14 protein-coding genes are annotated in these 15,408 nt (G+C 68.3%); 3 read left to right on the top strand and 11 right to left on the bottom strand.

The annotated features are described in order from the left end of the window. Nucleotides 1-24: 24 nt before the first annotated feature. Nucleotides 25-228 (top strand): YdcH family protein, encoded by a 204-nt coding sequence (locus BLS66_RS10590; protein WP_049470524.1) that lies wholly within the window; start codon nucleotides 25-27, stop codon nucleotides 226-228. A gap of 98 nt (nucleotides 229-326) precedes the next feature. Here the strand turns inward: BLS66_RS10590 and plsB are convergent, their stop codons facing one another. The 5 genes from plsB to BLS66_RS10615 form a co-directional block, all read right to left on the bottom strand. Then, complete coding sequence (gene plsB / locus BLS66_RS10595; RefSeq protein WP_057493722.1) at nucleotides 327-2,963, bottom strand: glycerol-3-phosphate 1-O-acyltransferase PlsB; 2,637 nt, start codon at nucleotides 2,961-2,963, stop codon at nucleotides 327-329. Beyond that, nucleotides 2,963-3,916, bottom strand: coding sequence for a hypothetical protein (locus tag BLS66_RS10600; protein WP_057493723.1), 954 nt, complete (start codon nucleotides 3,914-3,916; stop codon nucleotides 2,963-2,965). The genes plsB and BLS66_RS10600 overlap by 1 nt, the downstream gene beginning before the upstream one ends. Nucleotides 3,917-4,233: 317 nt before the next feature. Beyond that, the gene (locus BLS66_RS10605) at nucleotides 4,234-5,055 is read right to left on the bottom strand and encodes a S1 family peptidase (protein WP_074725832.1); all 822 of its coding nucleotides are present in this window, start codon (nucleotides 5,053-5,055) and stop codon (nucleotides 4,234-4,236) included. A 218-nt stretch (nucleotides 5,056-5,273) separates the two neighbouring features. Next, entirely contained in the window at nucleotides 5,274-5,999 is a 726-nt protein-coding gene (gene pyrF / locus BLS66_RS10610; protein ID WP_049470536.1) for an orotidine-5'-phosphate decarboxylase, read from the bottom strand. Continuing rightward, entirely contained in the window at nucleotides 5,996-6,919 is a 924-nt protein-coding gene (locus tag BLS66_RS10615; protein ID WP_049470541.1) for a 5'-nucleotidase, lipoprotein e(P4) family, read from the bottom strand. The genes pyrF and BLS66_RS10615 overlap by 4 nt, the downstream gene beginning before the upstream one ends. A 101-nt stretch (nucleotides 6,920-7,020) precedes the next feature. On the opposite strand from BLS66_RS10615, the gene BLS66_RS10620 reads away from it, so the two are divergent. Then, entirely contained in the window at nucleotides 7,021-7,671 is a 651-nt protein-coding gene (locus tag BLS66_RS10620) for a YceH family protein (protein ID WP_049470542.1), read from the top strand. Between the two features lie 74 nt (nucleotides 7,672-7,745). Here BLS66_RS10620 and BLS66_RS10625 read toward each other — a convergent pair whose 3' ends face one another. Beyond that, nucleotides 7,746-8,273: a GNAT family N-acetyltransferase gene (locus tag BLS66_RS10625; RefSeq protein ID WP_074725833.1), complete on the bottom strand. Its 528-nt coding sequence runs from the start codon at nucleotides 8,271-8,273 to the stop codon at nucleotides 7,746-7,748. A 54-nt stretch (nucleotides 8,274-8,327) separates the two neighbouring features. Continuing rightward, nucleotides 8,328-10,304, bottom strand: coding sequence for a UvrD-helicase domain-containing protein (locus BLS66_RS10630; protein ID WP_049468492.1), 1,977 nt, complete (start codon nucleotides 10,302-10,304; stop codon nucleotides 8,328-8,330). A gap of 101 nt (nucleotides 10,305-10,405) precedes the next feature. On the opposite strand from BLS66_RS10630, the gene BLS66_RS10635 reads away from it, so the two are divergent. Next, nucleotides 10,406-11,026, top strand: a complete 621-nt coding sequence (locus BLS66_RS10635; RefSeq protein ID WP_049468491.1) for a thymidine kinase — start codon at nucleotides 10,406-10,408, stop codon at nucleotides 11,024-11,026. A gap of 277 nt (nucleotides 11,027-11,303) precedes the next feature. Here the strand turns inward: BLS66_RS10635 and BLS66_RS10640 are convergent, their stop codons facing one another. The 4 genes from BLS66_RS10640 to BLS66_RS10655 all read right to left on the bottom strand — a co-directional run bounded on the left by BLS66_RS10640 (nucleotide 11,304) and on the right by BLS66_RS10655 (nucleotide 15,378). Then, nucleotides 11,304-12,908 carry an OpgD/OpgG family glucan biosynthesis protein gene (locus tag BLS66_RS10640; RefSeq protein ID WP_074725834.1) on the bottom strand — a complete coding sequence of 535 codons (1,605 nt, stop codon included), beginning with the start codon at nucleotides 12,906-12,908 and terminating at the stop codon, nucleotides 11,304-11,306. Nucleotides 12,909-13,014: 106 nt separating this feature from the next. Further along, nucleotides 13,015-13,827, bottom strand: coding sequence for a bifunctional DNA-formamidopyrimidine glycosylase/DNA-(apurinic or apyrimidinic site) lyase (mutM, locus tag BLS66_RS10645; protein ID WP_005421105.1), 813 nt, complete (start codon nucleotides 13,825-13,827; stop codon nucleotides 13,015-13,017). Between the two features lie 19 nt (nucleotides 13,828-13,846). Continuing rightward, nucleotides 13,847-14,179, bottom strand: coding sequence for an EF-hand domain-containing protein (locus BLS66_RS10650; RefSeq protein ID WP_049468487.1), 333 nt, complete (start codon nucleotides 14,177-14,179; stop codon nucleotides 13,847-13,849). Then, nucleotides 14,176-15,378 (bottom strand): DesA family fatty acid desaturase, encoded by a 1,203-nt coding sequence (locus BLS66_RS10655; protein WP_064237364.1) that lies wholly within the window; start codon nucleotides 15,376-15,378, stop codon nucleotides 14,176-14,178. The genes BLS66_RS10650 and BLS66_RS10655 overlap by 4 nt, the downstream gene beginning before the upstream one ends. Nucleotides 15,379-15,408 lie beyond the last annotated feature (30 nt).

The following is a 15,408-nucleotide window of genomic DNA, read 5'->3' on the forward strand; positions in this document are numbered from 1 at the left end:
TCAACGCTGTGTATCCTCGAAGCCGTGGATACCTACGACCCCGCCGAGATCGTCGAACGCCTCGCTGCCCTGCGCGCCGAGCACCGCCTGCTGGATGAACAGATCACCCGCATGGCCGCCAACGGCGAGGATGAGCTGGAAGCCAAGCGCCTGAAGCGGCGCAAGCTGCAGCTGAAGGATTGCATCGCCAAGCTGGAAAGCCTGCAGATTCCTGACGAGCCGGCCTGAGCGGTGGCCATCCACGCATGGCGTGGATCTACTGCTTGGCCCCGGTAGTGCCCCCCCGGGTTGGCATGCCGTTCGCCGGGCAGGACCCGGCGCTGCCTTCAATCCTGCGGCGCAGGCTCGTCCGGGCGGGCCGCTTCCGGGCTGACCCGCTCGATGGTGTGGCGCAGCTCGCGACCCAGGATGAACTTGGCGTCCTTGGCCCAGGCGTCCAGGCGCTCGTCGAACAGCAGCTTGCTGTTCTCGTCCGGCCACACCAGGCGCAGTTCGCGCAGCTTCTGGATGAAACCGCGGAACAGGGCCTTGTCGAAGAACTCCGGCGCGGCCGGTGCATAGAGCAGGCTCAGGCGCTGCGCGGCCTGCTGGCACAGGCTCTCCAGCTCGGCGGCGCCAAGCACGCCCGGGCCGTTCTTCACCAGCACCGAAATGGCGATGTAGTAGCGCTCGAACGCCTGCTGCAGCGAATGGCCGATCGCACGCAGGCGGAACACCTCGTCGGTCTGCCCGGTGTTGCGCGCCAGGATGCCGCCATCGTCATCGTTGACGTTCTGCAGCAGGCCCTCACGCACGAACACGTCGATGGTGCGGTCGATGCGCTGGGCGAACTCGTCCTCGCTCCAGGGCAGGAACAGCTCGGCCTGCAGGAACGGGTAGACCGTGCGCCCCAGCTGCACCAGGCCGGTGCGGCTCATGCGGCGGTTGTTCTGGAAGCAGCACGCCACCCACGACGAGGCGGTGAACAGGTGCACCACGTTGTTGCGGAAGTAGCTGAGCAGCACCGCGGTGTCGCCGCTGACGCTGAGCACATCGCCCAGCGGGTGCTTGATGCGGGTGAGGACGTTGATTTCCTCGGCGTGGGCGATGATCCGTTCCGGCGAATGCGGCGTCACCGTCACCCGGTCCGAGTACGGCATCTCGGCCAGCAGGGTCTTGCACAGCTCGATCTGCGCGATCAGGTCGGCCTCGCCCATCGCGTGCTTCGGCGTGGACAGCAGCGCCAGTGCCAGCAGGTTGATCGGATTGACGTCGGCGGCGCCGTTGATGCGCACCTGGATGCGCTCGGCCAGCGTATCCACGGTGGTCGACAGCCAGGCCGGCTTCTCGTCCTCGGACACTGCCTCGCCCTTCCATTCCGGCGCCTTTTCGGCCAGCACGTCGTTCAGCGCGATCGGCTCGCCGAAGTTCACCACCACCTGGCCGTAGTTCTGCTTGAGCACCTTGGGGATGCCCCACAGCAGCGACCAGATCGATTCCTTTTCCTTCGGCCGGCCGGACAGTTCGTCCAGGTAGCTGCCGCCTTCCATCAGCTTCTCGTAGCCGATGTAGATGGGCTGGAACAGCACCGGCTTGCGCGGCTGGCGCAGGAACGCGCGCAGCGTCATCGAGATCATGCCGCCCTTGGGCTGCAGCAGGCGGCCGGTGCGCGAGCGGCCACCTTCGACGAAGTACTCCAGCGAATAGCCGCCGGCCACCAGCTGCGCCACGTATTCACTGAGCACCGCCGAGTACAGCGCGTTGCCACGGATCGAGCGCCGGATGAAGAACGCACCGCCCTTGCGCAGCAGGGTGCCGACCACCGGCAGGTTCAGGTTGATGCCGGCCACGATGTGCGGGGGCACGATGCCACGGTCGTACAGCAGGTAGGACAGCAGCAGGTAGTCCATGTGGCTGCGGTGGCTGGGCACGTAGACCACTTCGTGGCCCGGCGCGGCGGCCTTGAACTTGTCCAGGTGGTGCACCAGCACGCCCGCATAGATGCGGTTCCACACGTGGCTGAGCATGAAGCTGGCCGAGCGCACTACCGGGCTGGAATAGTCCGCTGCGATTTCCCAGGCGTAGGCGTGCGCCTTCTTCCAGGCATCGGCTGGCTTCGAGTTGTCGCGCTTGGCCTGTGCGGCGATCGCTTCGCGCACCGGCTCGGCGGCCAGCACCTGGTCCACCAGCAGGCGCCGGGTCGACAGGTCGGGGCCGATGACCGATTCACGGATGCGGCGGAAATGGGTGCGCAGCACGCGCTGCAGCTTGCGCACCGTGCGTTCCGGCTCCAGGCCTTCGTCCACGGTGCTGCGCAGCGAGATCGGCGGGGCGAAGCGCACGATGGTATTGCGCCCGTTCAGCAGCAGGCCCAGCAGGCGGCGGAAGCGGCCGACCAGCGCCCAGTTTTCCGAGAACAGCACCGCGAACCAGCCGCTCTGCTTGTCCGGCGCGCGGCCGACGAAGATCGACACCGGCACTAGGTGCACGTCCAGGTCATCGCGCACGCGGTGCGCCTGCAGGACCTTGGCCAGCGAATCGGAGTGGGTCTTGGCGCCGCGCTGCTCGGGAATCAGCGAATTGCTGGAACTGCGCCGCGACAGCGCCAGGTAGGCGCGCTTGCGCCCGGTCGGATCACCGGCCAGCGGCACCAGCGGCGACGGCAGACCGGCCTGGCGGCAGGCCTTGTCCAGGATCAGCGCGTTGGACAGGCCGTAGTCTTCCAGCACGTACATGACCGGACGGCCATCGTTGTACTGGCCCGGGTCTTCCGGTTCGATCTTCAGCGACAGCCACGGCTCGACCAGGCGACCGAGCAGGCGCGCCCACAGCGGGCGGCGGCCGGCCGGGCGCGCGTGCGCGGGCGGCGGTACCGGGTTCGGGCCGGTACCGGTCGAGGGGGACGCCGGCACCGTATCGGCGAGCGTCGACTGGGATTCTTCGCCGGGGAACGGCAGCGGGTTCTGTTTCGACATCGGCGCCATTATGGCTTAGGCGGCGGCGTTGCTGCTTCCCCACCCCCGGCAGGGGCCTCAGCCGGCGACGGCGAGGCCGCAGCGCGGGCCGCGTCGGCCTTGCGCAGCAGCGCATCGGTGTCGGCCAGGGTGCGGGTCAGGTACCAGTGGCCTTCGCGGCGGCTCAGCGGCAGCTGCAGGCTCATCTCACGGCCGGCCAGGTCGTAGTGCAGGCGCACCAGCGCGTTGTCGCCCTCCACCGAGAGCAGCTCGCCACGCACGCTGCGCAGCGCGTCGTCCACGCCCAGCCCGTAACTGCCGAGCACCGCCTTGAGGGTGTGGATGAACGGCGCCAGCTGCTGCAGGCTGCCTTCCATGCCAGCGGCCTGCAGGCCCGCCTCGTCATCGAAGCCGACCTTGCCGGCCGCGCCGACCAGCGCGGCGATGGTGCTGCGTGCACGGGCGCGGTCGCTGATCGGCGCGCCCTGCGCCCAGACGGCAAGGGTTTCCACCAGTGCGATGTAGTGCGCCTGCTGGCCGGGCGTGTAGCCCTTCTGATGGCGCAGGTACTGCACGCCGAAGTTGCCCATCGACTGTGCAGCCTGGCGCACGGCACTGGCCTGGCCGGCCAGCTGGCGGTCGAAGCTGCGCTGCAGCTCGGCGCTGGCCCCGGGCTTGCGCAGTGCGGCCAGCATCGGCAGCAGCTGGTCACCCAGCGGCAGTTCGGTCAGCGGCCACTGGCTGTGTCCCTCGGCCCAGGCCTGCTGCAGGCGCTGGTACTGGCCTGGCGGTACCGACAGCTTTGCGTAGCCGACCAGATCATCGTCGGCCAAGCGCAATGCCATCGCCTGCACGGCCGCCACCGGCTCGGCCGCCGGCCTGGCCGGATCGTTGCCAGGCTCGCGGCACGCCGCCACGACCAGCAGCAGCATGGCTGCCAGCCCCCACCCACGCGCAGACCTTCCTCGCACCGCCACGCTCATGCACTCGGACTCCCCGGACCGGCCCGCATCTTGCGGCCTGCGACGTGACAGCGGCAAGCCGTGCGGTCACGGTTTCCAACCACGGGGGTCAGATCCCTTCTGCCCGCAGGCAGAAGGAATCTGACCCCAGAGCCGCCACCGGGATAAAAAAAAGAGCCCGGATCACGGGGATCGCAGGCTCTTCAAGCCGGCACGAGGCCGGAGGACAGTGTTGTGGCGCATGTCCGGTCAAGGACCGGATGGCGGCGATCCTACGCTGCCGCCCAAGTTAAGGCAACACTTTACGTAATGCGTCGTATCTATTTGATTTTAATGGATCAGTCTCGTTGCCAAACCGCCTCAATGAAATCTACGGCATGTTTTTCGGCGATTCGGGCATAAACCCCGGGATAGCCGGCCAGCGCGCACCCCTCGCCCCAGCTGACGATGCCGAACTGGGTCCAGCCCTCGCGCAGGCGCAGCAGCAGCGGGCCACCGGAATCGCCCTGGCAGCTGTCCACGCCTTCACGGCCGGCGCAGATCACCTTGCCGCGTGACAGTTCACCGCCGTAGGCCTGCTGGCAGTCGCTGAAGGACACGAACGGTACCTGCGCGGTCTGCAGCTGGGTGGGGTAGATCCGGCCATCGCCGATGTCGGTGTCGCCCCAGCCGATCACGGTGAACTCACGGCCCGGCTTGAGGTAGCTGGCGTCGGGCCGCAGCCGCAGTGCCACCGGCTGTGCGCCCTCCAGGGGCGCGCTCAGCTGGACCAGGGCAACGTCGTGTTCGAGCGAATTGCCGCTGTTGAAGGCCGGATGGACGTGGATCGCCTTGACGTTGGACGGTCGCGGCGCGGCACCGGTGGAGAGCGTGGCCTGGCCCCCCAGCACCGCCAACCCCATCGGCTGCTCGCCCTGCAGGCAGTGCGCGGCGGTGAGCACCCAGGACGGTGAGATCAGCGTTCCGCCGCAGAAGTGGCGGTCATGATCCGAATCGCCGTCGAAGATGCCCTGGATGCTGACCATGAACGGGTACTCGCCGGCGAGTGCCGCTTCGCCGCCGATCACGCGCGGCGCATCGCGCACCTGTGGCGCAGCGAAGGCGGGTACGGCGGACGCGGCCAACAACAGGCCGATGAACAAAGAGGTGCTGCGATACATATCCCTGTACTCCTCTATCAATGATTAGAACCGGCGCGGCCGCGGTCCGTGCCGGTGCATCGATTGGGGAGCAGGGATGAAGCCTGCAGCGCGAACGCGCGCACAGTTTCGGCGCAATGCGCTGCCTGCGACAGTCGCAGGCCGACAAATGCGAACGCCATCCCGCATGGATCGGAATGGCGTTCGTGGTGCCGGCGTGACCGGCGTCAGCAGTGGGCTCAGCGTGCAGCCAGAGCCGACGCGATTTCCTGCTGGATCGCCCGCGCTGCCGCTTGCGGATCGGCCGCCAGACGGATCGGGCGACCGACCACGATGGCATCGGCGCCATCGGCAAAGGCCTGGGCCACGCCGACGGTGCGCTTCTGGTCATCGCCAGCCGGACCACCGGGGCGGATACCCGGACAGACGATCGAGAACCCGCTACCGGTCGCGGCGCGGATCGGTGCAGCCTCCTGGCCCGAGGCGATCACGCCATCGACGCCCGCTGCCTGGGCGGCCAATGCGCGTTCGACCACCACGTCCACCGGCTCGCGGTCGATGCCCATCTGCGCCAGATCGGCGCGCCCCATCGAGGTCAGCACGGTCACCGCCAGCAGGCGCATGTCGCTGCTGTTGGCGGCCGCGCAGGCCTCCATCATCGCCGGGTGCCAGCCATGGATGGTGGCGTAGCTGACCGGCCACTGCGACAGGCGCTTGATCACCGCCGCCGCGGTGGCTGGAATGTCGAAGAACTTGAGGTCGACGAACACGCGCTTGTCGCGGCGGGCCAGCTCGTCCAGCACCTGGAAGTACTCGCCGGAGGCGAGCAGTTCCATGCCGATCTTGTAGAACGCCACGCTGTCACCGAGGCGATCGACCCAGTCCAGTGCCTGCACGCGATCAGGCACGTCCAGTGCGAAGATCAGGCGCTCGTCATCGCGCAGCGGCAGCGGTGCGCGGCTCACGGGGCGTAGTCCAGGGCGGCGCGCTTGGCGTCGTGGCGGGCCTGGCGCGACTGGCTGTAGTCGTTGTTGAACTGCGCCGGCTCGAAGCCGCCGTAGGTCGGGTTGGGCAGCATCCACCAGCGCTCGCCGAACCAGTCGTGATACTGCTGCAGCAGCGCGTCGCGGCCTTCATTGGTATTGGCGGTCACTTCGACGAAGTCACCCAGCTGGTCGCCGAACTGCATCAGCACGCGGTACTTCTGCCCGGCCAGGCGGCGTCGGCAGTTCTTCTCGCTGCCGGCCTGCTCGCACCCCGGCACCACCGTGCCCAGGCCCAGGAACACGCTGTCATCGGCCACCGGCAGGCCCTGCTCGCGCAGGTTGGCCAGCGTCGCGTCCTTCAGGTGCACGGCGCGGTTGGAGATGTACAGCAGGGTCACGCCCTTGGCGTTGGCGGCCTTGGCGAAATCAACCACGCCGGGAATGGCCTTGGCCTTCTTTTCAGCCACCCACTGGTCCCAGCTCAGCTCGTCGTATTCCTTGCCATCGCGCACCAGGCGCGCCTGGTAGGGCGAGTTGTCCAGCACGGTTTCGTCCACGTCCAGCACCACCGCCGGCTTCAGGCCCTTGGCATCGTTGCCGCGCTCTTCCGGCACCAGCGCATCCCAATGGGCTTCCTTCAGCGCCACATCCAGATGGTCGGCGGCGGCACGGTAGGTCTGCTCGGTGATCGCCTTGTACTCCTGCGCGCGCTGCATCCACAGCACCGCATTGAGGTTGTCGTTGGCCGTGGCATCGAGCGCGCCTTCGGCCTTGGCAGCGGCAGCGGGCGCCTGCGGGGCAGCGGCTTCGGCGGCAGGCGCCTCCACGCGCTTGCAGGCGGACAGGCCCAGCGCCGCGGTAGCGAGCAGGGTCAGGGACAGGGAAACGGGACGACGCATGGATTCACCGGCAATCAGATATACCGGCGCATTTTACCGGCAAAGGCGGCCCCGGGACGGCTATGCTTGGCGGTTGACCCGTTGCCCTTCCGGAGGCCGCCATGACCGATTCCAGCCAGACCCCCGACGTCCCCCTGCTCGACGCCGTGCAGGCCCGCCTGCTGGGCTGCCTGGTGGAGAAGGAGGCGACCACGCCGGACACCTACCCGCTGACGGTCAACGCCGCCCAATCGGCCGCCAACCAGAAGACCGCCCGCGAGCCGGTGATGAACGTTGATGCCGGCACGGTGCAGCACGCGCTGCGCCAGCTGGAGGCGCTGGGGCTGGCCCGCCAGCACTTCTCCTCGCGGGCAGACCGCTACGAGCACCGCCTGCAGGCAGCGCTGGACCTGACCCGGCAGCAGACCGTGCTGCTGGCGCTGCTGCTGCTGCGCGGGCCGCAGACGCTGGGCGAGCTGGTCACGCGCAGCGAGCGCCTGCACCGCTTCGCCGACACCGACGAAGCCCGCCATGCCATCGAGCGCCTGCAGCAGCGCGCGCTGCTGGTGGTGTTGCCGCGTGCCAGTGGCCAGCGCGAAGACCGCTACATGCACCTGCTGTGCGGTGAAGTGGATGGTGCGGCGCTGGCGGCGAAGTACGCCAGCAGCAGCGGCAGCAGCGACGCGGCCGAGCCGGGCCTGGCCGAGCGCGTGGCCCAGCTGGAAGCAGCCGTGGCCGAACTGCAGGCGCAGCTGGCCGAACTGCGCGGTTGAGCGTCGACATGCGGCGGTAGTGCCGGCCGCTGGCCGGCATCTGGTCATGCCTGGTTGCCGGCCAGCGGCCGGCACTACCCGACGTCGGCCGCACCCGGCGTGGCATACAGCCGGCTCGGGCTGTCCACGCCCGGCAGCTGGACCACCCCGCGCTCCTGCATGCCCAGGCCCAGCAGGATCTTTCCGGACACCACGTTGTCCAGGTCGGTGATGCCATACAGATCGCGCAGGCCCAGCTCGCCACGCGCATAGGCAAACACCGCCCGCGCCGCCTCACCGGCATAGCCTTGCCCGGCGAATTCGGACAGCAACGCATAGCCGATATCCGGTCCCGGCAGGCCATCGCGCCGCACCAGCCCGGCGTTGCCCAGCCACGCGCCATCGGACAAGCGCTCGATGGCGTACATCCCGTAGCCGTGCAGCGCATAAGCCGGCAGCACCCGCGCCGTGGCGTAGTCGCGTGCCTCCTGCGCCGTACGCACGCCGCGGTCACCGATGAAACGCAGGAAGCCGGGGTCATTCAACAACGCCAGCATCGGCACCGCGTCGCGGTCAGGATCGATCCGGCGCAGGCGCAGGCGTTCGCTTTCAATGGGATGCACGCGCGGATCTCCAATGGGAAAACCGATTGTAAGGCCGTGAGCCGGGGTGCCGGATCAATCGAACAACGCCTCGATCGCCGCCAACCCCGCCGTCGCCCGCTCCTTCTTGCGCGCCGCATCGGCGACCGGATCGGCACCATCGCGCTGGATCTCCTCGGCCGGAATTTCCTCGAAGAACCGGCTGGGCTTCAGCCGTACATGCTCACCGAACTTGCGGGTGAGCTTGCTGTAACTCATCCACAACTGGATCTTGGCGCGGGTGATGCCCACGTACAGCAGGCGGCGCTCTTCCTGCAGGTTGCCCTCATCCAGGCTGACCTGGTGCGGCAGCACGCCGTCTTCGCAGCCGACGATGAACACATAGGGGAACTCCAGGCCCTTGGAGGCATGCAGGGTCATCATGCGCACCTGGTTGCCGCCCTCGTCCTTGTCGCTGCGCGACAGCAGCGCCAGCTGGCCGGCCAGGTCGGCGGCGGTGGCACCGCGTGGGCCGCCCTCGAACCACTGTGCCAGTTCCTCGATGTTGTTGGCGCGGCGCTGGTAGCTGGCCTCTTCCTTGGCCTGCTGGCGCAGTTCGCTGAGCAGGCCCGATTCCTTGGCCACCTTGCGGATCATGTCGCCGGACGTCACCTGGCGCATCTGTGCCCGCAGGTCGCGCAGGATGTCGGTGAAGCGCGCCAGGCTGTTGGCCGCGCGCGGCGGCAACTGCTGCAGGGCGCCGATGGTCTCGGCCACATGCGCCATCGGCATGTCCTTTTCCTGCGCCAGCTCGGCCAGCCTGGCCAGCGTACCGGCCCCCACGTCGCGCTTGGGCGACTGCACCGCGCGCATGAACGCGGTGTCGTCGTCCGGGTTCACCAGCAGGCGCAGCCAGGCCAGCGTGTCCTTCACTTCCTGGCGCTCCAGGAACATCGTGCCGCCGGTCAGGTGGTACGGGATGCGCAGCAGCTGCATCGCTTTTTCCAGCGGCCGCGACTGGAAGTTGCCGCGGAACAGGATGCAGAAATCACTCCACGGCACCTTGCGCGACTGCGCCACGAAGGCGATCTCGGCCGCGACCTTTTCCGCTTCATGCTCGCTGTTGCGGCATTCCCACACGCGGATGCGCTCGCCGTCGGCCTGGTCGCTCCACAGTTTCTTCAGGTGCTCGTGCGGGTTGTTGGCGATCAGCGCATTGGCCGCGCGCAGCACGCGGTTGGAGCAGCGGTAGTTCTGCTCCAGCTTGATGATCTCCAGGGCGGGGTAATCGCGCCCCATCTGCTGCAGGTTTTCCGGGTTGGCCCCGCGCCAGGCGTAGATCGACTGGTCATCGTCCCCCACGCAGGTGAAGTTGCCCTTCTCGCCGGCCAGCTGCTTGAGCAGGCGGTACTGCGCGTCGTTGGTGTCCTGGCATTCGTCCACCAGCAGGTAGCCGATGCGCTCGCGCCAGGCCAGCGCGATCTCCGGGTTCTCTTCCAGGATCTGCACCGGCAGACGGATCAGGTCGTCGAAGTCGACCGCGTTGAACGCGGTCAGCCGCAGCTGGTAACGCTCGTAGACGCTGGCCGCTTCCTTCTCGCGGTTGCTGCGCGCGGCGGCCATCGCCTGCTCGGGCGACAGGCCGGCGTTCTTCGCACGCGACACCAGGTTCTTCATGTCCTCGATGTCATCGGGCTTGGCCCCGTGCATCAGGTCCTTGATCTGCGCGGCGGCATCATCGGCATCGAAGATCGAGAAACCACGCTTCAGGCCCACGGCAGCGTGCTCGATCTGCAGGAACTTCAGGCCCAGCGCATGGAAGGTGCAGATGGTCACTTCATCGGCGTCCTGCTCGCGCAGGCGCTTGGCCACGCGCTCGCGCATTTCCTTGGCCGACTTGTTGGTGAAGGTGATCGCGGCGATGCGGCGCGCCGGGTAGCGGCCACAGCTGATCAGGTGGGCGATCTTCTCCACGATCACGCGCGTTTTGCCGCTGCCGGCGCCGGCGAGCACCAGCAACGGGCCTTCGATGTGCAGGACCGCGGCAGCTTGGGGGGGATTGAGACCGTGCATGGAATGGGGATTGTAGCGGGCGGGCGGGACAACCACAGCGGGCGGCCGGCAGGCTTGCTGAACAGCTTCGGCCAGTGGGGGCGGCGGCGTACAATCGGCCGATGGCCAAGCTCTACTTCTACTACTCGGCGATGAACGCCGGCAAGACCACCACCCTGCTGCAGAGCGCACACAACTACCGCGAGCGCGGCATGCGGGTGGCGATCCTGACGCCGCGCCTGGACGACCGGGCCGGCGCCGGCGTGGTTGCCTCGCGGATCGGCCTGCGCGCCGAGGGCATGGCCTTCGACCGCGACACCGACCTGCAGCGCTGGGTAGAGCAGGACCTTGCGGAAAACGGGCCGATGGGCTGCGTGCTGGTGGACGAGGCGCAGTTCCTGACCCGCGCCCAGGTCTGGCAGCTCAGCGAGGTGGTCGACCAGCTGCGCATTCCGGTGCTGTGCTACGGCCTGCGCACCGACTTCCGCGGCGAACTGTTCGAGGGCAGCCAGTACCTGCTGGCCTGGGCCGACGAGATGCAGGAAATCAAGACCATCTGCCACAGCGGCAAGAAGGCGACCATGACCGTGCGCGTGGACGAGCATGGCCACGCCGTGCAGGACGGCCCGCAGGTGGAGATCGGTGGCAACGACCGCTACGTGTCGGTCAGCCGTGCGGAGTTCAAGAAGATCACGCGCGGTGAAGGGCGGATCGACCCGGCGCAGGCGCCCCTGCCGCTGTAAAGGGTGTTCTTTTGCAGGGCTTGCAGCCCTGCACCTGCAGAAGCAACGGCAACGGCAACGGCCAAAGCCAGAGCCGCATTCCGTGGGATGGCGGGCCGGTGGCGGGGGCGTCCGCGGCATGAATGCCGCGGCCAAGCCCCCATGGACGGGTTTACGGCGTCTCCCGCCACCGGACCCACCCCGCCTACCCTCAGGAAACCAGCGTCTGCTTCGGCTGTTGCGGTGGCTTTGGCCCCGGCAGGTGCAGGGCTGCAAGCCCTGCAAACCCGCACCCCTCTTAGTACAACGTGCGCTCCGGCGCTCCGGCCGGCGGCGGGGTGTACTGGTACAGCCAGGTCTCGGTCAGGGTCTTGCCGCCACTGCGCAGGAACAGGCGGATGTCGATCTGCTCGGTACTGCCTTCCGGCGGCACCAGGTCGAACATCGCGCGATAGCCGTTGATCTCGCGCAGCGGCCGCGCCGACACGATCTCGACCCGGCCCCGGCTGGCTTCCACCACCGCCTCGACCTCGGCCTTGTCGATCAGTCTGGCCAGTTCGCCGCCTTCGAAGTCCACCGCGAAGCGCCAGCTGAAATACTCGCGCTTCTTGCCGACCACACCGCCCAGGCCGGTACGGCTGGCCACGCAGTGCGCCAGCGGCGGACGTGCCGGCGGCTCGGCGCCCCAGTACAGGCGGTAGCCAACCAGCAGCTCCTGGCCGGGCTGCGGCTTCTCCTTCGGATTCCAGAACGCCACGATGTTGTCGAAGGTCTCGTCCACGGTGGGAATCTCCACCAGCTGCACCGAGCCCTCGCCCCATTCGCCCTTCGGCTCCACCCACAGGCACGGGCGCTTCTCGTAGAACACGCCGTCATCCTGGTAGTGGTCGAAGTTGCGGTCGCGCTGCAGCAGGCCGAAGCCGCGCGGGTTGCGGTCCACGAACATGTTGAAGCGCAGGTTGCGCGGGTTCAGCAGCGGGCGCCAGATCCATTCGCCGGCACCGGTCCACAGCGACAGGCCGTCGGTATCGTGGATCTCCGGGCGCCAGTCCCAGCCCATGCGGCGGTCGTTCTCGCCCACCTGGTACATGCTGGTGCACGGTGCGATGCCGAGCCGCTCGATCGGCTTGCGCGGGTACAGCGCGCTGTCGATGTCCATCAGCAGCACGTCACCGTTGGTGATCGCGAAGCGATAGGCACCGGCCACGCTGGGCGAATCCAGCAGGCCGTAGACCACGATCGTGTCCGAATCTGCCGACGGCTGTTCCAGGTAGTAGGCGATGAAATCCGGGAATTCCTCCGGCTTGCCCATCCCGGTATCGATCGCCAGGCCACGCGCGGACTGGCCGTACTGGCCTTCCTTGCCGACCGCGCGGAAATAGCTGGCGCCGAGGAAGGCGGCGAAGTCGCGGTCAGTATCCTTGCGGGTGTTCAGGCGGAAACCGGCGAAGCCGAGGTCGGCCGGCAGCTCGCCATCCTTGATGCCGCTCTTGCCGTAGTTGAACGCCGCGCCGTCATAGGCCAGCTCCTGCGCCTTGCCGTCGACCACGTCGAACATGCGCACCGGCGAATGGAAGTACAGGCCCAGGTGGAAGAACTTGGCCTGGAACTTGCCGGGCTGGTCGGCCCACAGCGCATGGTCCTGGCGGTAGCCGATCGACTGGTACTGGTCCCAGTCCAGGCCCTCCAGGCGGCCCGGCAGCACCCGCTTGTGGCTCTTGTAGGGCGCCTGCGCCAACGCGCGCGCCTGGCCCTTCAGGGTGGCGAAATCGAACGGCTGCGGCTGGCCGAGGCGGCGCAGGCCCATCTGGCCGTTCCGGCTGGCCGCGCACGCGGGCAGGGACGGCAGGCCGAATGCAGCCAGGGCGAGGGAGGCATTGCGGATGAAGTCGCGTCGTTGCATGCAGGCGCGTCAGGCACAGGGAGGAAGGTCGGCCATGATAGGCAGACAAACGTTAACGGGCAGCGGAGACGCGCCCTGCCCGTTCAGCTGCCGCTGGCTGCCCGGCTCAGCGCTGGCAGTGGCTGCACCAGACGCTGGCGCGCTGGCCGATGGTGGCGTGCTTCAGCGCGCGCCCGCAGTTCGGGCACGGCAGCCCGTCACGGCCGTACACCAGCAGTTCCTGTTCGAAGTAGCCCGGCGCACCATCGGGGCTGATGAAATCGCGCAGGGTGGTGCCGCCGCGGGTGATCGCGTAGCCCAGGATCTCCTTCACTGCGTCGGCCAGCCGCTGGTAGCGCTCGCGCGAGATCTTGCCGGCCTCGCGCAGCGGGCTGATGCCGGCCTTGAACAGGCTCTCGGCGGCGTAGATGTTGCCGACACCCACCACCACCGCCTGGTCCATCAGGAAGGTCTTCACCGGCGCACTGCGGCCCCGGCTGCGGGCGAACAGGTAATCGCCGTCGAAGGCATCGTCCAGGGGCTCCGGGCCCAGCCCCTGCAGCAGCGGGTGGATCTCGCCGGCCGGCTGCCAGAGCAGGCTGCCGAAGCGGCGCGGGTCGTTGAAGCGCAGCAGGCGGCCGTTGTCCAGGCTGATGTCGACGTGATCGTGCGCGCGCAGCGGAGTATCACCGGGCAGCACGCGCAGGCTGCCGGACATGCCCAGGTGCAGCACCGCGCTGCCGATGGCGGTATCCAGCAGCAGGTACTTGGCGCGGCGGCGGATGTCTTCGATGCGCTGCCCCGGCAGCAGCTCGGCCACTTCCGGCGGAATCGGCCAGCGCAGGTCGGCGCGGCGCAGGATCACGCCATGCACGCGCCGGCCCTGCAGGTGCGGCGCCAGGCCGCGGCGGGTGGTTTCGACTTCGGGTAGTTCGGGCATGGGGTGATTCTACGCCCGCTCAACGCGGCGGCGCGGACAGCTCACGGGCGTCCAGGAAACCATCACCGTTGGCATCCTGCTTGTGGAAGCGCTGCACGATCACCTGCCGTTGCTGCTCACGGCTGATCGCCCTGCCCTTGCCGCCGGGCAGCTCGTCGGCGCTCAGCACTCCGTCGCCATTGCGGTCCATGTGGTCGAAGGCATACAGCATCCACTGCACGTACTCGGATTCACTCACCCGGCCGTCGCCATCGCTGTCCATCCGCTGCAGATAGCTGGCGGTGTCGGTGACCTGGGCCAGCGCCACGCCCGGCAGCAGCAGCGCCAGCAGAAGCCCGTGCCCTGCCCTCACGCGCCCACCAGGCTGTAGCCCTTCAACCGTGCGGCGTAGGCCTGCAGCGCGGCGATACCGCTTTCCTCGGCCTCGCGGCACCAGGCCTGCAGCTGATGCAGGCGCTCGGCAGCATCGTGGCCGCGCGCCTCCAGCAGTGCCGCCAACCGCGCGCGGTACTCGACCAGGGTGCGGATGCGCGGGCGCTGTGCCACCCAGGCGCTGAGCTGGGCACGCCCATCCGGCTTCAGCCAGCGGCCATCATTGACCAGGCCGCGGCGCAGCCGGCGCGGCAACAGGCGGCGCAGCTTGGCTCCAGCCTGCGCGGCTTCCTCGCGCAGGGCGGGCATGAACACGTTGCGCTGGTAATCCGTCATCGCCTGGAAGCGATGCGACAGCAGCGCCTTCAGGGTTTCGGCATCGGGCACGGCGATGTTCGGGCGCACGTCCATGGCCGGCGCCACCCGCAGCACCTTGGCCAGGCGCAGCGCCTGCAGCAGTCGGATCGCACTCCAGCCGATGTCGAACTCCCAGCGCCGCATCGCAAAGCGCGCCGAACTGGGGAAGGCATGGTGGTTGTTGTGCAGCTCCTCGCCGCCGATCCAGAACCCCCACGGCGTGAGGTTGGTGGAGGTATCGGCCGACTCGTAGTTGCGGTATCCCCACCAGTGGCCCAGGCCGTTGACCACGCCGGCGGCCCAGAACGGGATCCACGCCATCTGGATCGCCCACAACGCCACGCCCGGCAGGCCGAACAGCACGCTGTTGATCACCAGCAGCAGCACCGGGCCCAGCGTGGCGTGCGGGGTATACAGGTGGCGCTCGATCGCATCGTCCGGGGTGCCGCGCCCGTACTGCTCGATGTCCGCGCGCATGGCGCGTGCCTCCCGGTACAGCTCCACGCCGTGCCAGAACACCCTGCCGATGCCACGGGTGACCGGGCTGTGCGGGTCGTCCTCAGTCTCCACCTTGGCGTGGTGCTTGCGGTGGATCGCCACCCATTCCCGGGTGATCATCGAGGTGGTCAGCCACAGCCAGAAGCGGAACACATGGGCCAGCGCCGGGTGGAAATCGACCCCGCGATGGGCCTGGCTGCGATGCAGGTACAGGGTCACCGAGAAGATGGTGATCTGGGTGAAGACCAGCAGCACCGCCAGCAGGGCCCACCCGCCCAGGCCGAGCACACCACCGGTCAACAGGGACATCAGGGCATCAGGCATGGCAGCTCTCCGGATCGACGCGGGGATGGC

This window comes from Stenotrophomonas pavanii (assembly GCF_900101175.1).
Classification (GTDB): Bacteria; Pseudomonadota; Gammaproteobacteria; order Xanthomonadales; family Xanthomonadaceae; genus Stenotrophomonas; species Stenotrophomonas pavanii.